General features: G+C 59.5%; 18 protein-coding genes, 1 tRNA gene and 2 pseudogenes. 17 read left to right on the top strand and 4 right to left on the bottom strand.

Features of this window, described 5'->3' with window-relative positions:
- Positions 1 to 273: 273 nt before the first annotated feature.
- From DXA70_RS01495 to DXA70_RS13910, 5 genes are all read left to right on the top strand, one after another.
- Positions 274 to 792: a hypothetical protein gene (locus DXA70_RS01495; RefSeq protein WP_128117396.1), complete on the top strand. Its 519-nt coding sequence runs from the start codon at positions 274 to 276 to the stop codon at positions 790 to 792.
- A 239-nt stretch (positions 793 to 1031) separates the two neighbouring features.
- Positions 1032 to 2180: a lactaldehyde reductase gene (fucO, locus tag DXA70_RS01490; protein WP_128117395.1), complete on the top strand. Its 1149-nt coding sequence runs from the start codon at positions 1032 to 1034 to the stop codon at positions 2178 to 2180.
- Between the two features lie 177 nt (positions 2181 to 2357).
- A complete protein-coding gene (locus DXA70_RS13915) occupies positions 2358 to 2603 on the top strand; it encodes a putative ABC transporter permease (protein WP_243000975.1) in 246 nt (81 codons plus the stop codon).
- Positions 2489 to 3463, top strand: a complete 975-nt coding sequence (locus DXA70_RS01485) for a putative ABC transporter permease (RefSeq protein ID WP_243000974.1) — start codon at positions 2489 to 2491, stop codon at positions 3461 to 3463. Before DXA70_RS13915 ends, DXA70_RS01485 begins: the two co-directional genes overlap by 115 nt.
- A complete protein-coding gene (locus DXA70_RS13910; RefSeq protein ID WP_243000951.1) occupies positions 3460 to 3639 on the top strand; it encodes a hypothetical protein in 180 nt (59 codons plus the stop codon). Before DXA70_RS01485 ends, DXA70_RS13910 begins: the two co-directional genes overlap by 4 nt.
- Positions 3640 to 3695: 56 nt before the next feature.
- On the opposite strand, the pseudogene hisS reads toward DXA70_RS13910, so the two are convergent.
- Positions 3696 to 4927: pseudogene (gene hisS / locus DXA70_RS01480) on the bottom strand (histidine--tRNA ligase).
- 253 nt (positions 4928 to 5180) lie between these two features.
- Between hisS and DXA70_RS01475 the strand changes: the two are divergent.
- The 5 genes from DXA70_RS01475 (at position 5181) to DXA70_RS01455 (ending at position 10785) form a co-directional block, all read left to right on the top strand.
- Complete coding sequence (locus DXA70_RS01475) at positions 5181 to 6392, top strand: MFS transporter (protein ID WP_243000948.1); 1212 nt, start codon at positions 5181 to 5183, stop codon at positions 6390 to 6392.
- Positions 6393 to 6687: 295 nt separating this feature from the next.
- Complete coding sequence (locus tag DXA70_RS01470) at positions 6688 to 7389, top strand: hypothetical protein (RefSeq protein WP_112114572.1); 702 nt, start codon at positions 6688 to 6690, stop codon at positions 7387 to 7389.
- A 17-nt stretch (positions 7390 to 7406) separates the two neighbouring features.
- Entirely contained in the window at positions 7407 to 8405 is a 999-nt protein-coding gene (locus tag DXA70_RS01465; protein WP_022256886.1) for a GGGtGRT protein, read from the top strand.
- 125 nt (positions 8406 to 8530) lie between these two features.
- On the top strand, positions 8531 to 10420 hold the full coding sequence (locus tag DXA70_RS01460) for a flavocytochrome c (protein ID WP_128117394.1): 1890 nt from the start codon (positions 8531 to 8533) through the stop codon (positions 10418 to 10420).
- A complete protein-coding gene (locus DXA70_RS01455; RefSeq protein ID WP_128117393.1) occupies positions 10417 to 10785 on the top strand; it encodes a NusG domain II-containing protein in 369 nt (122 codons plus the stop codon). The genes DXA70_RS01460 and DXA70_RS01455 overlap by 4 nt, the downstream gene beginning before the upstream one ends.
- A 141-nt stretch (positions 10786 to 10926) precedes the next feature.
- On the opposite strand, the gene DXA70_RS01450 is transcribed toward DXA70_RS01455, so the two are convergent.
- The gene (locus tag DXA70_RS01450; protein WP_243000973.1) at positions 10927 to 11247 is read right to left on the bottom strand and encodes a DUF1284 domain-containing protein; all 321 of its coding nucleotides are present in this window, start codon (positions 11245 to 11247) and stop codon (positions 10927 to 10929) included.
- 76 nt (positions 11248 to 11323) lie between these two features.
- Positions 11324 to 11824 carry a biotin transporter BioY gene (locus DXA70_RS01445; protein ID WP_347553455.1) on the bottom strand — a complete coding sequence of 167 codons (501 nt, stop codon included), beginning with the start codon at positions 11822 to 11824 and terminating at the stop codon, positions 11324 to 11326.
- Between the two features lie 417 nt (positions 11825 to 12241).
- Here DXA70_RS01445 and DXA70_RS01440 point away from each other — a divergent pair, with 417 nt between their 5' ends.
- The 7 genes from DXA70_RS01440 to DXA70_RS01415 all read left to right on the top strand — a co-directional run bounded on the left by DXA70_RS01440 (position 12242) and on the right by DXA70_RS01415 (position 18936).
- Positions 12242 to 13906 (top strand): HlyD family efflux transporter periplasmic adaptor subunit, encoded by a 1665-nt coding sequence (locus DXA70_RS01440; RefSeq protein ID WP_128117391.1) that lies wholly within the window; start codon positions 12242 to 12244, stop codon positions 13904 to 13906.
- 15 nt (positions 13907 to 13921) lie between these two features.
- Positions 13922 to 14677: an ABC transporter ATP-binding protein gene (locus DXA70_RS01435; RefSeq protein ID WP_128117390.1), complete on the top strand. Its 756-nt coding sequence runs from the start codon at positions 13922 to 13924 to the stop codon at positions 14675 to 14677.
- On the top strand, positions 14674 to 15876 hold the full coding sequence (locus DXA70_RS01430) for an ABC transporter permease (protein WP_128117389.1): 1203 nt from the start codon (positions 14674 to 14676) through the stop codon (positions 15874 to 15876). Before DXA70_RS01435 ends, DXA70_RS01430 begins: the two co-directional genes overlap by 4 nt.
- 16 nt (positions 15877 to 15892) lie before the next feature.
- The gene (locus tag DXA70_RS15215) at positions 15893 to 16627 is read left to right on the top strand and encodes an S-layer homology domain-containing protein (RefSeq protein WP_347553454.1); all 735 of its coding nucleotides are present in this window, start codon (positions 15893 to 15895) and stop codon (positions 16625 to 16627) included.
- An 11-nt stretch (positions 16628 to 16638) separates the two neighbouring features.
- Positions 16639 to 17988, top strand: a complete 1350-nt coding sequence (locus tag DXA70_RS15210; protein ID WP_347553453.1) for a hypothetical protein — start codon at positions 16639 to 16641, stop codon at positions 17986 to 17988.
- Positions 17989 to 18156: 168 nt separating this feature from the next.
- Positions 18157 to 18786: a phosphoribosyltransferase family protein gene (locus DXA70_RS01420; protein ID WP_243000945.1), complete on the top strand. Its 630-nt coding sequence runs from the start codon at positions 18157 to 18159 to the stop codon at positions 18784 to 18786.
- A gap of 72 nt (positions 18787 to 18858) precedes the next feature.
- Positions 18859 to 18936, top strand: a tRNA-Pro gene (locus tag DXA70_RS01415).
- Between the two features lie 267 nt (positions 18937 to 19203).
- Here the strand turns inward: DXA70_RS01415 and DXA70_RS15205 are convergent.
- Positions 19204 to 19374 (bottom strand): annotated as a pseudogene (locus DXA70_RS15205) (mobilization protein); the annotation flags it as partial.
- Between the last annotated feature and the right edge of the window lie 57 nt (positions 19375 to 19431).

Below are 19431 nucleotides of genomic sequence, written 5' to 3'. Positions count from 1 at the left end.
TAGAAATTCCGCAAGAGGAACAGAGAGGATGTTTCTAGGTTTGTTTGGGGAAAAGAAACTCATTCCGGGAATGCGAAAGGATAGAAGGAACTCTTTGATTTGTGATAAAAATTTGAAAAGATATCCAAAAAATATCGGCCGTTTTTTGTCGGGATGCACAAATAATTTGTGAAATTTTCAAAACACTTGACAAGGCACCCGGGGGGGGGGTACAATGCAGGAAACAGGAAAATATCCTGAACGAAATTTTATTTTTTGAGGAGGACCTTACTTATGAAGGCATTCAAAAAACTGGCTGCTATCGTTCTGGCAGGCGTCATGGCTCTGGCAGTCCTGACTGGCTGCAGCGACAGCGACAAGACCACTTTCCACAAGCAGCTGACCGACGCTCTGTCTAATGCAAAGGTTACTGCTGAGTATAACACTGCAGATGTTGCAAAGGCTGAGAAGATTGCACAGCTGTGGGATAGTTATGCTGCTGAGATCAAGAGCATTGAGAAGAAGCAGTCTGAGGGCAAGTATGATACTCAGAAGGATTATCAGAAAGCTCGTGCAGCAGCAATCGGTAAAGTTGTAGACGCTGCTACTCTGGTTGGTGGTGAGCAGATTGGTTTCGTTACCGTTCAGGAGAAAGATGCAGCTACCATTGCTTCTATCGTTTCTACCCTGAAAGCAAATGGCGCTACTAAGTACGGTTATTCCAATTCTCATACCAAGGCCGCTTTTGAGAAAGATGTCCGTGGCACTTTTAATGAGGGCGAGTTCATCGTTCTGGTTTATGAAGTTAAGTAATTAAGGCCTGTCGCTTGAAATTACAATAAAAGAAAAAGAACCATGTAGGCTGAAAAGCTTGCATGGTTCTTTTTTATAATTGTAAATTGGATAAAGTTTCTGAAACAAAAATCATCTGTATAAAAATTTCATGAAAATCACAAGAAAATCCAATTGCATTATTTTTAACAATGTGGTAAAGTAATGGTAAAGAAAACCCCGCACGGGGCGGGGAAGAGAATGTTTGGAGGCTTACTATTATGGCTGATCGCATTGTCCTGAATACGATTTCTTACCATGGCCACGGTGCCATCGAGAACATTGTGCCCGAGCTGACTGCCCGTGGCTACAAGAAAGCGTTCGTCTGCTCTGACCCGGATCTGATCAAGTTCGGCGTCACCAAGAAAGTGACCGACCTGCTGGATGCTGCAAACTTTGCTTACAGCGTGTACAGCGAGATCAAGCCCAACCCCACCATTGCCAACGTGCAGGACGGCGTGGCTGCTTTTAAGGCCGCGGAGGCAGACTGCATCGTGGCCATCGGCGGCGGCTCCTCCATGGATACCGCTAAGGCCATTGGCGTCATCATCAACAACCCCGAGTTTGCGGATGTCCGCTCTCTGGAGGGCGTGGCTCCCACCAAGAAGCACGCGGTGTTCACCATTGCAGTGCCCACCACTGCCGGTACCGCTGCCGAGGTCACCATCAACTATGTTATTACCGACGTGGAGAAGAAGCGCAAGTTCGTCTGCGTGGATACCAACGATATCCCGGAGATCGCCGTCGTCGATCCCGATATGATGGCTTCCATGCCCAAGGGCCTGACCGCTGCCACCGGTATGGATGCTCTGACCCACGCCATTGAGGGCTACATCACCAAGGGCCACTGCACCATCTCCGATATGTTCCATCTGGAAGCCATCAAGCTCATCAGCGAGAACCTGCGCGGTGCGGTCCAGAACACGCCGGAAGGCCGCGAGGGCATGGCTTTGGGCGAGTACATTGCCGGTATGGGCTTCTCCAATGTCGGTCTGGGCATCGTCCACTCCATGGCACACGGCCTGTCCGCTCTGTATGACACGCCGCATGGTGTGGCCTGCGCTATCCTGCTGCCGGTCGGTCTGGAGTACAACAAGAGCGTTGCCGGTGAGCGCTACCGCGCGGTCGGCAAGGCCATGGGCGTCAAGGGCATTGACGAGATGAACGACGCGCAGGCAGCCGATGCCACCATCGCAGCCGTCAAGCAGCTGAGCGCGGATGTGAGCATCCCCGCAAACCTGCACGGCATCCTGAAAGAAGAGGACATCCAGTTCCTGGCGGAGTCCGCTTATGCAGACGCCTGCCGCCCGGGCAACCCCCGCGACACCAGTGTGGAAGAGATCGTGGAGCTGTACAAGAGCCAGCTGTAACGGCCCGCAGTGCCTGAGAGGGCAAGCCTGCTGAAAGAAAACATCCAAACACAGCGATACGCTGTCTCTGGCAAACAGAGCGTGTATCGCTGTGTTTTTTGCATTTTATCTTGCCTGGAAGCCTAAAATAGCATAAAATTGTACCATGCAATTCACACGCGATGGAAAGGAGCTGCAATGGAGCTCAATTTTTACTCTCTGAGTGTTCTATATCTGGTCTATTCGTTCCTGGGCTGGGTAGGCGAGACGGTGGTGGCAACGATAAAGGGCCGCCGCTTTGCCAACCGAGGCGTGGCGTCCGGCCCGTTCTGCTTTATCTACGGCTTTACGGCGGTGCTGCTGGCGATTTCCTTTGCAGACCGGCCCGGCCCGCTGCTGCTGTTTCTGGCTGCGCCATTGACGCCACCGTGGTGGAGTGGCTGACAGCCAAACTGCTGGAGCGGGTGCATCGCCGCCGCTGGTGGGACTACTCCGGCAAGCGCTTCAATGTGGATGGCTACATCTGCCTGCAATACTCGCTGCTCTGGGGCGCGCTGGGCACGGCGACGGTCCTGTGGGGCAATGGTCTGCTCTTCAAGCTTTACGGCCTGCTGCCCCAGTGGCTCGTCCGGCCGTTGCTGTGGGTCTCCATCACGATCTCCCTGTTGGACCAGCTGGGCGCGTTCCTAGCAGTGAGCCGCTACGCCCGGGAGCATCCACACCTGGAACAGCTCAATGCCAAGCTGGAAAAGCACTCCGATCAGCTCCGCACCCGGCTCAGCAGCTGGGTGGAGCGCCGTGTCCAGAAAGCTTACCCGGCCGCCGCGCGGGTGGTACCGACCGTCACAGCCGAAAAGACCCTGAGCTTTGCCGACCTGCTCTGGCTGTTCGTCATCGGGGCATTTCTGGGCGACATTGTGGAGACGCTGTTCTGCCGGGTGACGGCGGGCGTCTGGATGAGCCGTTCCAGCCTGGTCTGGGGTCCGTTCAGCGTGGTGTGGGGGCTGGCACTGGCCCTCTCTACCGTTCTGCTGCGGAACAGTGAGGACAAGAGCGACAGCGCCATCTTTGCCTTTGGCGTCTTCATGGGCGGTGCCTATGAGTATGTGTGCAGCGCCGTAGGCGAGCTGCTGTTTGGTGTCATCTTCTGGGATTACAGCGGCTTCAAATTCAACATTGCGGGCCGCGTCAACCTGCTGTACTGCTTTTCTGGGGCATTGCGGCGGTGGTTTGGCTCCGGCTGGGCTATCCGCTGGTGGCAAAGGGGATGGACCTCGTCCGGCGGCACGTCAAACCCTGGATGACCATTTTACTGGCCATTTTTATGGCGGTGAACATGTCCCTTTCCGGTCTGGCGCTGGCCCGGTATAACAGCCGGACCGACGGCATCACGCCGCGGAACCAGCTGGAGGTCTTTTTGGACGAACACTTTGACAACGCCCGGATGGAGCGGGTCTACCCCAACGCGAAGAAAACATAAAAAGACATCAAAAACAAGGGCCTCCGCATCTGCGGAGGCCCTTGCTCGTTGTAAGTTTAGAAAATCTTGATCTCTTCTTTGTCCATAAAGGCAGCGCCCGCAAAACCGGCGGTTTCCAGCTGGCCCAGCTGTTTGCCCAGCTCTTGGCCTGCTCCAGCACGGTCACGTTGTAGCGCTCCCGCAGCTGTGCGGCCTTGGCCAGCACGGCAGGGAAGTCGGAGCCTTTCTGATAGAGCAGAGCGATCTTCTGCTTGGCACCGGGGATCTGGTAGCCCTGCTCCAGCAGGATGCCGCAGACCCGCTCAAAGCCGATGGAGAAGCCCACGGCGGGCACCTGGGTGCCCAGGAACTTGCCAACCATGTTGTCGTAGCGGCCGCCGCCTGCCACAGCGCCGCTGAACTGCGGGCAGGTGACCTCGAAGACCATGCCCGTGTAGTAGCCCTGGCCGCGGACCAGGCTGGGGCAGTAAGCCACCTCATAGCGGCCGTCGGCCAGTGCGTTGGCGGTGGCCAGCACATACTTCAGGTCGTCGGCAATGGCGGGGTCCGCACAGCGGGCGGCCACGGCGTCCAGCGTCACATTGCCTGCGGCGATGAAATCGGCCAGGGCCTGGATGGCGGTCTCGGGCAGCTGCTTCTCGGTCAGCTCTGCCTTGACGCCCTCGGCACCGATCTTGTCCATCTTATCAAAGGTGATGCAGACGGAGTCCAGCGTGTCGGCCGCAAAGCCCATGCTTTCCAGCATCCCGCGCAGGATGCGGCGGTCATTGATGTTGACGGTAAAGCCGGTGAAGCCGATGCCCAGCAGGGCGCGGGTAGTCACGTCGATGAGCTCCACCTCGGCGTTGGGGCTCTCATCGCCCAGGATGTCAATGTCGCACTGGACAAACTCGCGCAGGCGGCCTTTCTGGGGGCGCTCGGCGCGGAAGACGCGGTCGGTCTGGATGACTTTGAACGGGTGGGGGAGCTTGTCCTTGTTGGCGGCATAGAAGCGGCTCAGGGGCAGGGTGAGGTCATAGCGCAGGCCCATATCGGAGAGGGCCTTGGGGTCGCCGCTGTTCAGGGCGGCGGTGAGCTTATCGCCCCGCTTGAGCACCTTGAAAATGAGGTTCAGGTTGTCGCCGCCATCGGATTTATCGAGGTTTTCCATATCCTCCAGCATGGGGGTGGAGATGCGCTCGAAACCGGAGGCACGGTAGGTCTCCAGAATTTTGCCCTGGATATAATCGCGCAGGGTCTGCTCCGCGGGCAGCAGGTCCCGCATACCTTTCAACGCTTGGGTCTTCATGGTTGGTAATTCCTCTCTTTTTAAAGAAGTAAAACCTCTCCGTCACGCCTGCGGCGTGCCACCTCCCCTCATAGGGGAGGCCTTGGCAAAAACGAGAAGCTTTCCCTCTTCGCCAGAGGCTCCCCTCAGTAGGGGAGCTGTCGAGCGGAGCGAGACTGAGAGGTTTCATCGTAATTCTTACCCCTCAATTATAAAGAAATATGCGGGTTTGTCAATCAAAAAGGGCACACTATCCTGTGAGGTGATGCGCGAAATGCAGAAAACAAGACCATGGGCCATTCTGGCGGCGGGGGCGGCCATTCAAATATTAACAGGCCTGCCCGCGGCCTGGGGCGTGTTCCAGCAGCCGGTCATGGAGGAGTACGGCCTCTCGGAACAGGGGGCCGGGCTGGCGTTCGGCATCCTGATCGCGGCATTCGGGGTGGGGTGTGTGATCGGCGGCTTTCTGCAAGACCGGAACGGCCCGCGCCACGCGGCGCTCTGGGGCACGGCCCTGCTCTGCGGCGGGTTCTTTGCGGCGGCCCTCCTGCCCGGGGCCGCGGGCGGGTGGTTCTGGGTACTGTTCAGTGTCCCGGCGGGGCTGGGCACGGCCTTTTTGTACCCCTCCATCCAGTCCTGCGCCCAGAAATGGTACAAGGGCCGCAAAGGGCTGGCCACGGGCGTCATCGGCGGGGCGGTGGGGCTCTCCGGCGCGTTCCTCACGGTCTTTGTCCGGACGGCGCTGCGGGGCTTTGGCCCGGTACAGGGCATCCGGGGCGCGTTCTGGGCCCTGGGGGTGCTCACCCTGCCCGTCTGCCTCGTGGGCAGTGCCCTGCTGACCGACCCTCCGCCGGAAAAGCCCCGGCCCAGCCAGCAGGGCAGGGGAAAGGCGGCCCCGAAGCTGGACCTCTCCCCTGGGCAGATGCTCCGCACCAGGCAATACTGGCTCTGCGCCGGGGCGGTGTGCTGCTCCACCCCGGCGGTGTTGCTGTTCAGTCCCATCATCTTAAAACTGGGGATGGAGCGGGGGCTGGACGAGAGATCCGCGCTGTGGAGCGTGGTGCTGGGCAGCGTGGGCAGTGCAGCCGGGCGGCTGCTGATGCCCATGCTGAGTGATAAAATTGGCCGCAGGCCGACGGATATGATCTTGTTTGCGGTCTCGCTGGGGCTGAGTGCCGTCTTCTGGTTTGCACAGGGGTGGGCCGTGGTGGCCGTGTACGCGGGCCTGACGTTCTGCTACTCGGCGCTGGCGGCGGTGCTGCCCGCCCTCTCCACCGATCTGTTCGGGTTTCCCCATGCCGGGGTCAACTATGGCTTTCTGGCTCTGGGACAGAGCGTGGGGAGCCTGGCGTTTCCGTTGATGGCCAATCTCTGGGGGCTGGAGCAGGGGCGGCACATCCTTGCCATTGCGGGAGCGGTGGGCGGATTTGTTGCCATCTGGGCCCTGAGACCCGTCCAGCCGCCCCGCGCGCCCCGTCCCAATTGAACTAAAAATCCATTCCGACAAAATTGACAAAAACATGACGATGTGGAAGACGAAAGAAGCAAAAATGACGGTTAGACATGAATAACTACCAAAAAGATTGCGAATTATTTATCAGAAATGTCTTGCAAAATGCGCCAAGGTTCTCTATAATAAAATCATGCGTGGTAGTACCGGAATGTGGTGCAGAAAGAGAGCGGCACGCCCGGTCAATGCAACGTGGAACATGAAATGAGGCTGGGATACCAGGCTCGTTTTTTGCCCGCAGAGCACAAATTGTCAAAAGGAGAGTATGATTATGACCTATTCGCAGCAAGTACAGAATATGTGCCCGATCACCAAAGGTCCTAAGCATGGTCCGGCTCCCATCCCCGAAGAGGGCGCATGGGTCAAGGCCTATGAGATCAAGGACATCAGCGGCTACACCCATGGTGTGGGCTGGTGCGCACCCCAGCAGGGCACCTGCAAGCTGTCGCTGAACATCAAGAACGGCGTCATCGAGGAGGCTCTGGTGGAGACCATCGGCTGCTCCGGCATGACCCACTCTGCTGCTATGGCTGGCGAGATCCTGCCCGGCAAGACCATCCTGGAAGCTCTGAATACCGACCTGGTGTGCGACGCCATCAACGTGGCAATGCGCGAGCTGTTCCTGCAGATCGTCTACGGCCGCAGCCAGACCGCTTTCTCTGAGGACGGTCTGCCCATCGGCGCGGGTCTGGACGACCTGGGCAAGGGCCTGCGCTCCATGACCGGCACCATCTTCTCCACCAAGGAGAAAGGCGTCCGCTACCTGGAGCTGACCGAGGGCTACATCAACAAGCTGGCTCTGGACAAGAACGATGAGGTCATCGGCTATCAGTTTGTCAAGCTGGGCAAGATGATGGAGGACATCCGTCACGGCAAGACCCCCAACGAGGCATACGAGAAGAACGTGGGCACCTACGGCCGCTTCAGCAAGGAAGCAGGCGCTGTCAAGTACATCGACCCGCGTGAGGAATAAGAGAGGAGGAACAACTCATGGCAACTTTTGAATCTATGGATCGCCGCATGCCGAAGATCGAGGCATGCCTGAAGGCTAACGGCCTGGAGTCTCTGGACGCTTGCAACGAGATGCTCCTCGCCAAGGGCATCGACTGCGACAAGATCGTGCGCGGCGTGCAGCCCATCTGCTTTGATAACGCTGTCTGGGCTTACACCCTGGGCACCGCCATCGCCGTGAAGCGCGGCCTGACCGATGCTGCCGAGTGCGCGGCTGCCATTGGCGAGGGCCTGGAGGCTTTCACCATCCCCGGCTCCGTTGCTGAGCAGCGCCAGGTCGGCCTGGGCCACGGCAACCTGGGTGCCCGCCTGCTGAGCGAGGACACCACCTGCTTCGCTTTCCTGGCTGGCCACGAGTCCTTTGCTGCTGCTGAGGGTGCCATCGGCATCGCCCGCACCGCAAACAAGGTCCGCAAGACCCCCCTGCGCGTCATCCTGAACGGCCTGGGCAAGGACGCCGCTTACATCATCTCCCGCATCAACGGCTTCACCTATGTGCAGACCGAGTATGATATCCCCACCCAGACCCTGAAAGTGGTCAAGGAGATCCCGTTCTCCGATGGCGAGCGTGCCGCTGTTAAGTGCTACGGCGCCAACGACGTCATGGAAGGCGTTGCCATCATGAAGAAAGAGGACGTCCAGTGCTCCATCACCGGCAACTCCACCAACCCCGTCCGCTTCCAGCACCTGGTTGCTGGCACCTATAAGAAGTGGGCCATCGAGAACGGCAAGAAGTACTTCTCCGTCGCTTCCGGCGGCGGCACGGGCCGTACCCTGCACCCCGATAACGTCGCAGCCGGCCCCGCCAGCTACGGCCTGACCGACTCTCTGGGCCGCGTCCATGGCGATGCTCAGTTTGCTGGTTCCTCCTCCGTGCCTGCGCACGTTGAGATGATGGGCCTGATCGGCATGGGCAACAACCCCATGGTCGGTGCAACCGTTGCCTGCGCAGTTGCTGCTGCACAGGCCAACGCCTGATTTTTTCTCTTAGTTCGGCAAAGGGGGCTGCTTTCCGAATGAGCAGCCCCCTTTTTCTGCTGATATGTTCGCATTAACAAACTGAGGGCATTGGCCCTCAAATCTGCTAAGGAATTGGAAAAACCATGAAGAAGAACCAGATAAAGAAGATCCTCCTCGCTGTGGCGATGGTGGTGGTGGTGGTGGCAGCCGGTCTGCTGGTGTACAGCAGCGGCAAAACCACCAGCATGGGCACTGCCAAAGGCTTTGGCGGCGATGTGACCGTTACCCTGACCCTTGCCGACGGCAAGATCATCGGCTGCACCGCCGAGGGCAAGGACGAGACCGAGGGCGTGGGCTCCACGGCCATCGACCAGCTGCCCGGCGCCATCGCCGAGAGCGGCAGCATTGCGGTGGACGGCGTTGCAGGCGCAACCGTCACCTCCAACGCCATCAAGGAGGCTGCCGCTGCCGCCCTGACCGCGGCCGGCCTGAACCCCGACGACTACAAGACCGCTGTGGACAACACCGCCGAGCCCGCTGAGGACTCCACGGTGGACGCCGATGTGGTCATCGTGGGCGCGGGCGGTGCCGGCATGACTGCCGCCATTACCGCTGCCAACGAGGGCAAGAGCGTTGTCATTCTGGAGAGCCAGGCCATGGTGGGCGGCAACTCTGTCCGCGCTACCGGCGGCATGAACGCAGGCAAGACCGTGTATCAGGATGAGAACGAGTTCGGCGAGTCCGCAGGCGTGGAAAAGACCCTGAAGACCGCTGCCGAAAAGTACGCTGACAATGAGACCATCACCGCTCTGGCTGCTACCGTGGCCGAGCAGTGGGCTGCTTATCAGGCCAACCCCACCGGCTACTTCGACTCTGTGGAGCTGATGGAGCTGGATACCATGATCGGCGGCAAGGGCATCAACGATCCCGCTCTGGTGGAGACTCTCTGCGAGAACAGTGCCGATGCCATCGACTGGCTGGATGAGAACGGCATCACCCTGCACAGCGTTTCCAGCTTTGGCGGCGCTTCTGTCAAGCGCATCCATCGCCCTGTGGACGCAGAGGGCAAGACCCTCTCTGTGGGCTCTTACATGATCCCCCTGCTGCAGGAGAACTGCGAAAAGGCCGGTGTTCAGATCCTGCTGAACACCACCGCCAACGAGATCCTGACCGATGCCAACGGCGCAGCCTGCGGCGTTAAGGCCACCGGCGCTTCCGGTGAGACCGTCACCGTCAACGCCAAAGCCGTGGTCCTGACTTCCGGCGGTTTCGGTGCCAACCTGGACATGGTCGTGAAGTACAAGCCGGAGCTCGAGGGCTTTATGACCACCAACGCTCCCGGCATCCTGGGCCAGGGCATTGAGATGGCAACGGCCATCGGTGCCGGTACCGTGGATATGGACCAGATCCAGATCCACCCCACTGTGGAGGCTAACACCGCTGCCCTGATCACCGAGGGCCTGCGCGGCGATGGCGCGATCCTGGTCAACGCTGACGGCAAGCGCTTCATTGACGAAGTGGGCACCCGTGACGTGGTTTCCGCTGCTGAGATCGCACAGCCGGGCAGCTACAGCTGGCTGGTGGTCGATCAGGCCATGGCCGATGCTTCCAGCGTCATCCAGGGCTACATCAAGAAAGGCTATACCGCGGAGGGCGCTACCTACGAGGAACTGGCCAAGGCCATTGGCGTGGACGAGGCGACCTTTGCCGAGACCATGAACAACTGGAACCAGTGCGTGGCCGATAAGGCCGACGCCGAGTTTGGCCGTACCAGCTTTGCAAACCCGCTGGATACCGCTCCCTACTATGCCATCAAGGTCACTGCCGGTGTCCACCACACCATGGGCGGCCTGACCATCAACACCAACACGGAAGTGCTGGATACCAATGGCAACGTGATCCCCGGCCTGTTTGCAGCAGGTGAGATCACCGGCGGCGTCCACGGTGCAAACCGTCTGGGCGGCAACGCTGTGGCCGACTTTACCGTCTTTGGCCGCATTGCAGGCCAGGCTGCCAGCGATTACGCTGCATGAAACGCCTGACCCGGCTGCAGAAAAATCTGCTCTTTGCGGCAGTGCTCCTGCTGGCTGCAGTGGTGCTTTTCTGGGCACTGCGGGGCCGCAAACAGGGGGAAGCGCTGGTGGCGGTAGCCGATTTCGGCGACGGCATCACCGAGACCATCCCGCTGGACAAAGATTACGATTATCTGTACGATGTGGGCGATTACGTTGTGCATTTACAGGTAAAAGACGGTGCCATCGCCTTTCAGGACAGCCAGTGCCCGGACCATGTCTGTGAGCAATTCGGTTGGCTGAGCCAGAAAGACGCCTGGGCCGCCTGCGTCCCCGCAGGGGTATATGTCCAGCTCTATGCGGCGGATGACGCTGCGGTGAAGTGAGCAGAAAACGCGGTAAGTAAATCGGAAAAGAGGCTGTTCCACTGGAAATTTTCCGTGGAGCGGCCTCTTTTTGCGTGCTGAAACGGTAAAAGGGCCCGTACCAATGCCGGTACGGGCCCTTTTGCAGGGGAGAAACAGAGGTTATTTTACATATTTGCCGCTGCAGATGTTTTTGCAGCAGGCGCTGACGGGGAACCAGCAGCAGTCGCGGCAGATATCCGCCAGCATCTCCGGGGTAGCCTTGGCATCAATGGCCCGGATGAGATCCTGGTAGACATAATCCTTTTCTTCCAGGCCAAAGTATTCCACGGTCTTGCGGTCGTACCGCTTTACCTTTTCCTGGGTGTCGCACAGGTCTTCGCCCAGCTTGTTGGGGCAGCAGGAGCAAAGCGTGTCGGTGGAGAACGTGAGGTGGATCCGCGTCCCGGGAACCTCCCGCAGTTGGTGGACCACGTCGTTCATGTGCTCCACAAAGGCGTCGTCGTAGCCGTGGCCGGAGTAGCCTGGGTGCAGAGTAGATGGTGCGGGCGGAGTACGATCATGCCTTGAGCCCCGGAATCCGTTTCCGAATGTTCAGGCCGATGGCGCAGGCCAGCACAGCCTTGATGATGGCGGTGGGGATAAACGGCAGCACGCAGGCGGAAATAGCCACGGCCACGGTGCTGTGGGCCACGATGACGAACAGGATCACACCGACGATGTAGTTGACCACGGTGCCCACGACAACGGCCAGAGGGAACGCGCCCTTAAAGGCATTGCGATGCTCCACGCCCAGGCCGATGATATAGGCCATGAGGGGGAACGAGATGAGGAAACCGCCCGTGGGGCCGACGAATTTGTCAATACCGCCGGAGAAGCTGGCCAGCACGGGCACGCCCACGGCACCCAGGATCAGGTACACGAGGCTTGCCATGGCGGAGAGCTTGGAGCCCAGCACCACAGCGGCCAGGGTGATGGCGAATGTCTGCATGGTCATGGGGACGCCCAGGGGCATCGGGATGGAGATCTGGGCCATCACGGCGATGACGGCGGCGAACAATCCGGTGTAGCAGATGTCGCGGACCGAAAATTTCGAGCTTTGGGTGTTTTGGCAGCTGCCTGACTCATAAAAAATCCTCCTCTATTTGCGGCCCGCTGTTTTGGACGGGCCGAGAACATCGCATAAAAACTGCGCTTTGCCCCGTATTAAACCAGAAATTCCCGGGTGCGTCAACTTTGAAATATACAGCAGGTTTACAATTTGGAAAAATCCGCCTGCCAGGCCGGGTTTCGGGCAGGCAGCAGCGGTGCTCCGGGGGCGGAAACCGGGAGAAACTGCCGGAATATTTGTCAAATATGCGTGAAATGAAATTTGGACGCTTGTTTAATTTCCCGAAATGCGATACACTACCTTATAACAGACACTTCTGCGGGAGGGGGATCTTGCCCCCCGCACCGCACAGCGAGGAGGAAAAGCATGATCTGGAAAAAGAAGAACGCGGCCATGCAGGGGAACGGCCCCTCGGCAGCGGCTGCAAACGATAAGACCGCCGGGAAGCTTGCCGGGGCCAAAGCATTTGCCCGGAAGAACTGGAAATGGCTGCTCCCGGCGGCGGTGGTCGTCCTTGCAGGAGGGGTGTTCCTGCTCAAGCCCGCCAAGGACAAGCAGGCCAATGTGGACACCAGCTATGTGGAAACGGCGCCTGAGGAGCGGGATGTCTCCAACTCCCTCAGCGGCACCGGCACCCTGAACCCGGCCAATACTTACACCGTGAAATCTCTGGTGGACGGCAAAGTGCTCACCGCTGATTTTGAAGAGGGCGACACCGTGGAAGAGGGCACGATCCTCTACACCATCGACAGCTCCGACGCTTCCACCAACCTGGAAAAAGCGGAAATCGCCCTCCAGCAGGCCCAGCGCAGCTACGATAAGACTGTAGACCGCCAGTACGTCCGTGCTGAGGTGGCGGGCACGGTCAGCAGCCTGAAAGTGGCCAAGGGCGATGAAGTGACCAGCGGCCAGGAAGTGGCCGTCATCCGGGATAACTCCAAGATGATGCTCAGCCTGCTCTTCCCGGCGGCCGACGCCGCCAACTTCTCGGTGGGGCAGAGCGCGCAGGTGGTGCTGGACGGCACCTTTGAGACGCTGGACGGCACCATTACCGCTGTGACTGGCACCGATGAACTGAGCACTGGCAACCTGCTCACCCGTACGGTGACCATCGCGGTGCGGAACGCGGGCGGCCTGACCACGGCCCAGGCAGCCACGGCCAGCATCAATGGCGTCAGCTCCATTGCCTCCGCCACCTTTGCCTATCAGGCAGAGCGTACCCTGACGGCTCCCTCTTCCGGCACCGTCTCCGCCATCAATGTGCAGGAGGGCAGCGCGGTGGAAAAGGACGCCATCCTCATTGAGCTGACGGGCGATGACCTGACCGAATCCATCCAGTCTGCTTCGGAGACCCTGCGCAGTGCCGAGATCTCGATGCAGAATATGCAGGACACGATGGCCAACTACACCATCACGGCCCCCATCAGCGGTACCGTGATCGAAAAAGACGTCAAGCAGGGCGACGCACTGACCTCCGGCACCAGCCTCTGTGTGCTGTATGACCTGAGCTACCTGGAAATGAGCATCAATGTGGACGAGCTGGAGATCGGCTCCCTTTCCGTGGGCCAGAAAGTGCAGATCACGGCGGATGCGGTGGCCGATAAGACCTATGTGGGCACCGTGACCCGTGTCTCGATGAAAGGCAACTCTTCCGGCGGCACCACGACTTACCCTGTGACCATCCGCATCGACTCCATCGACGGCCTCCGCCCGGGCATGAACGCCAACGCGGAGATCGTGGTGGCCGAGTCCACCAGCGCCCTCTGCGTGCCCAACGCGGCCATCGTCCGCGGCGGCTATGTGCTGGTGACCAAGGATTCGCCCAGCGCGGCCAATGCGGACCCGGATATGGAAGCTCCGGACGGCTATGTCTATGTGGACGTGAAGACGGGCGTCAGCGACGACGATTACACCGAGATCCTCGACGGCATCACGGCGGAAGACACGATTGCTTACGATCCCAACTCGGTGAGTGACAGCTACTATGATGACGGAAGCGGCTACTATGATGACGGAAGCAGTTTCTTTTGATGAGGAGGGCTGAACATGAGCGCTCTGATCGAATTTGATGAAGTGTGCAAATACTACCAGATGGGCGACACGACCGTCAAGGCGGCTGACCATATCTCCATGAAGATCGAAAAAGGGGAGTTTGTAGCCATTGTCGGCCAGTCCGGCTCGGGCAAGTCCACCTGTATGAATATCATCGGCTGCCTGGATGTGCCCACCCAGGGCACCTACCTGCTCAATGGCCGGGACGTGGGCAAGATGAACCGGAACGAGCTGGCCGCCATCCGCAACGAGATGCTGGGCTTTATCTTCCAGCAGTACAACCTGCTGCCCAAGCTCAACCTGATGGAAAACGTGGAGGTGCCGCTGGTGTACGCGGGCGTCTCCCGCGCGGAGCGGCACAAGCGTGCCAAAGAGGTGCTGGAAAAGGTGGGCCTGGGCGATAAGCTCAAAAACAAGCCCAACCAGCTTTCCGGCGGCCAGCAGCAGCGCGTGTCCATTGCCCGGGCTCTGGTGCGCAACCCGCCCCTCATCCTGGCGGACGAGCCCACCGGCGCTCTGGACAGCCACACCGGCCGCGAGGTGCTGGGAATGCTGCAGGAGCTCCACAATGAGGGCCACACCGTGGTCCTCATCACCCACGACAATTCCATTGCCGTGCAGGCGGAACGCATCATCCGGCTGGAAGATGGGCGTGTCGTCTACGACGGCGACTCCCACTCCCCGGAGGCGGTCGTTCAGCCCACCCTGCTGCCGGAGCAGGAATCCCAGACCGAGGAGGCACAGGCATGATCATTGAAACTTTCCGGCAGGCCATCCAGAACGTCTGGAGCAACAAGCTCCGCACGTTTCTGACCATGCTGGGCATCATCATCGGTGTCATGGCGGTCATCGTCATCGTGGGCCTGGGCAACGGCATGACCAAGAGTATGCGGGACAGCTTTTCGGCCATGGGCACCAACACCCTGTCTGTCAGCATCTGGGGCTACGGCTCCCGCACCGCCTCGGTGGACGACGTGTATAACATCGTGAAGAAAAACCCCGACCTGTTGGAGTCCATCTCCCCGCAGATCGATTTCAGCAGCAACACGCCCAAGGTGGGCACCACCACCTACCGTTACACCAACCTGTACGGCGTGGACGAAGACTATACCGAGATGAAAAACTACACCCTGGCCAAGGGCCGCAACCTGCAGTACATGGACATGAAAGACGACAAGCAGGTCTGCGTCATCGGCGATTACATCAACCGCACCGCCTTTGGCGGCAACGGTGTGGGCAAGACCATCAAGCTGGGCCCCTACAAATTCCGCATCGTGGGCGTGCTGAACGCCAAGATCAGCGACCCCACCATGCAGCAGGGCAATGACGATGACTGCATCTACCTGCCCTATACCACCGCCATGCGTCTGTCGCAGAAAAGCACCGCGGATTCGTACATCTGCGTCATGGTGGACGAGAATCAGGCCAACGAGGCCAAGGCTGCCATGGAAAACGGACTGTATAATCTCTTCAAAAGTGACGATGCGTATTACGTTTACTCGGCCAGTGAGTGGCTGGAAGAGATGAACAAGATGATCAACATGGTCATCGTTATCCTCACGGGCATTGCCAGCATCTCGCTGCTGGTGGGTGGCATCGGCATCATGAACATCATGCTGGTGTCGGTCACGGAGCGGACGAAAGAGATCGGCATCCGCAAGGCCATGGGCGCCAAGGAGCGGGTCATCCTGGCCCAGTTCGTTACCGAGGCCGCTACCACTTCCGCTCTGGGCGGCGCTCTTGGCATCGTGCTGGGGTACATCGTCAGCATGGCTGCCAACCGGGTGCTGCCCATGTTCACCGACGGCATGGATATCACGGTGAGCCCCTCGTTCGACTCTATCGTGGTGGCGTTCGGCATTTCGGCGGGCATCGGCGTGCTGTTCGGCTACCTGCCGGCCAAGCGTGCCGCCAAGCTCAACCCCATCGACGCCCTGCGGTATGATTAAAAGGAGAAGATAAGCCATGAAAAAACGAATCCTTGCATTGCTGCTGGCGGTGTGCATTGCAGCCTCCATGCTGGTGCTCCCGGCTTCGGCGGCTGCCACCAACAACACCGCGGTCCAGATGGCCATTACCCTGGGGGCCATGGATACCGACCAGACCGGGGCCCTGAACGCCGTGGTCACCCGTGGTGCCTTTGCCCGGATGCTTACCTCGTTCTCCACATTCCGGGAGAGCGTGGGTGCACAGGGCACGGTGGGCACCCTCTATACCGACGTGCCCGGCACTTCGCCCTGGGCCCCCTACATCCGCATTGCGGTGCAGCAGGGCTGGCTGAACGGCTACACGGACGGCAGCTACCGCCCGGACAACGCTGTCACGCTGGAGGAAGCCTGCACGGCGGTCCTCAAGCTGATGGGCTATAAGATGACCGAGCTGAACGGCGCGTTCCCCAACGCGCAGCTCAACAAGGCCAGCGAGATCGGCCTGCGCACCGGACTGGACCGCAAGCAGGGCGAGGCCATGAACTATGAGGATGCCGCGGTCCTGCTCTACAACGCCCTCACGGCCAACACGGCTTCGGGCGGCGCTTACGGCACCACTCTGGGCTTTACCGTTTCCAACGGCCAGGTGGATGCCTCCACCGTCCTGCTCAGCAGTCTGCAGGGCCCCTTTATCTACGGCGAGGGGGCACAGGTACCCTTTACCCCGGTAGCGTCTACCGCAACGATAAAGTTTCCCCCTCGGGCGAGCTGAACCAGTACGACGTGTACTATTACAGCGAGAGTCTGCGCACGGTCTGGGTCTACACCCGCCGCGCGGCCGGCCGCATCACGGCAGTGTCTCCCTCGGCCAGCGCGCCCACCTCGGTCACCGTGGCGGGCAGTACCTACACGCTGGGCAGCACGGCGGTGGCCTCGCAGGTGTCCTCCCTCAACGGCGGCGGTGTGGGCCAGGTGGTCACCCTGCTGCTGGGCATGAACAATGAGGTGGCCGGCATCGTCACCGGGGAAGAGGCCGACAGCGTCTTCTATGGCGTTGTCCAGTCCGCCTCCCGCAACCTGATTGAAGAAGACAACGGGGCCGATGTGCTCCAGAAAGTCTCGGTCATGTGCACGGACGGTATCGTCCGGAGCGTCAACGTGGACAAAAGCCTCAATTTTCCCACCGGTTGGCTGGTAGAAATCAGCGTGGACGGTGCCAACGGAGAGAACGTGAAAAAAATCAGCAGCCGGTCCGTCAGCGGCACCGTGAACGCGGACGCCACCGCTCTGGGCGACGCTGCCCTGGCCGACGATGTGGAAATTATGGATACAACGTCAGGAGGTGCGGCTGGGGCGATTCGTCCCAGCCGCCTATCGGGGGTAACGCTCTCGGGCTCTGACGTCCGCTACTACACCACTAATGAAAACGGCCAGATCGACCGCCTCATCCTCAACGATGTCACGGGCGATCTGTGGAACTACGGCGTTCTGGACGATGTGAAGAATCTGGCCGCCAACTACAGCAGCATCAAAACGCTGGTGACCACCGATTCTTCGGGCAACACGACCACCAAGACCACCGTGGATGAGGTGAAAAATCTGCTGGTGCCCACCACGAGCGAGATTTTGTGGGGCGTCATCAGCGGCGATATCCTCAGCACGGCATGGAATCGCCTGACGGGCAACACCGCGGGCCTGCTGGGCATTGGCTTCCGGCAAATCGGTGCCATTACCGGGGCTCCGCTGAGCAACATTTTCAACTTCATCGGCGGCGGTGCCAACTACATCTGCTACATCGACGGCCAGCAGGCCAGCCTGACCACCTCCATCAAGTACCCGGTGCTGGCAGGCGGTATTGCCGTCAGCCGGGAGGTGACGGGCTCGGTCAAATCCATGGTGCAGCTCATGCCCATGAAGATCGATAAGGTGGGCGCTGCCTCCGTCCTCTCGGGCGATAAGCGCTATGAGATGGCCGACGACACGCAGGTCTACCTGTGGTACAAGGGCCAGTATTACGCCACTAAGCTGGCATACGTCAACTCGGATGATTACTACCTGACCGGCTGGTACGATAACTTTGGCTGCACGGCGGGCAAGAAAGTCCGCGTCATCATTGCAGTCAAGAAAGACTGATGCCGGGGGATTACGCGGCCCCGTGCTGGCTGCTGCGGCAGGCCCGGCAGCTGCTGTATCCCCGCCGCTGCCCTTTCTGCCGCCGGGTGCTGGGCTTTGTGCCAACCTGCCCGGAATGCGCGGAACGGCTGGAACCGCTCCGCCGGATGCCCATGCGGCTCAAGGAAAGTGAGCACTATCTGGGGACTGAGCGGGGCCGCGGCACCCTACCGCTACACGGGCTGTGTCCGCAGTGCGGTGCTGCGGGCCAAGTACCAGGGCGAGCCGTGGACGGCCGTGGAGCTGGGCGTCGAGATGGCCCGGCTGCTCTTTGGCAGCGAGATCGTCATGCGCGGCGCGGAGCCCACACCCCAGCGGGTGGAGGGCCTGAGCCTTGGCTATGACGCCATCGTCCCGGTGCCGGCCTCCAGCAAAAAACGCGGCTATAATGTGCCGGAGCGGATGGCCCGGCCGCTGGCAAAGGCGGTGGGCGTCCCGCTGGCCGCCAACGCCCTTGGTCGTGCCCGCACTGGCCGCCATCAGGCCGGGCTCTCGCTGGACGAGCGCCTGGTCAACGTGGCAGGCGCGTTCCGGGTGCTGGAACCGGACAACGTGGATGGGAAGCGGGTGCTGCTGGTGGATGATGTCATCACCACCGGAGCCACGGCAGCCGCCTGTGCACAGGCTTTGCTGGATGCCGGGGCCCAAAGCGTGTTCGCCGTGGCGCTGGCTACCGTGGAATTTGACGCACTACCGTCCCGCAGCCAGCCCATTGCGGAAACGGCGGAGGAAGACGAAAAAGAAATCGAAAAAACTTGAAAAAAGCGCTTGACAAAACACCCTGCATCGGGTATACTAATTGAGCTGTGAGCGATAAGCCACATGCGATATCCGGGTGTAGCGCAGTTTTGGTAGCGCGCTTGAATGGGGTTCAAGAGGCCGTGAGTTCGATTCTCGCCACTCGGACCAAACAAAAATAATCCGAACTTATTTCCGATAGGAGATGGGTTCGGATTATTTGTTTTCTTCGGAAAATTAGCGTTTGCGAAGCAATGAAAGCCCCAGTGGGGCTTTTAAGCGCCGGAACGGTCTGCGTTAGCAGATGGAGGGGCCTTGCCCCGACAAGTTCCACGCAGGTGTCCGTGGAAGATGAAATCCGAAATCATAGATTGACCGATGATTGTATATGCAAATCGAAGGAGTTGATCAGGCACTATGGATAAACTTGTATATCAATATGGCGCAGCGGATAAAAGCGGAGAGGGGGAAATTCAGGAGTTTGCAAGTGAGTTCCAGTGACGCTTTTTCCTCCGCTGTCACACGGAACTTGATAACGTGCGTTTTGTTGTTCGGCGTGTCGTGGTGCTGGGAATTGCTAGGGGTCGATTGAACATTCGTTTTGGTCATTGAACGGTGCGTCAAGATAATTTGAAAAAAATTATTGCGGCAAAGCGGTGATAGTAG

This window comes from Faecalibacterium sp. OF04-11AC (assembly GCF_003460645.1).
Classification (GTDB): domain Bacteria; phylum Bacillota; class Clostridia; order Oscillospirales; family Ruminococcaceae; genus Faecalibacterium; species Faecalibacterium prausnitzii_I.
This window is presented reverse-complemented; position numbering and strand designations above follow the sequence as displayed.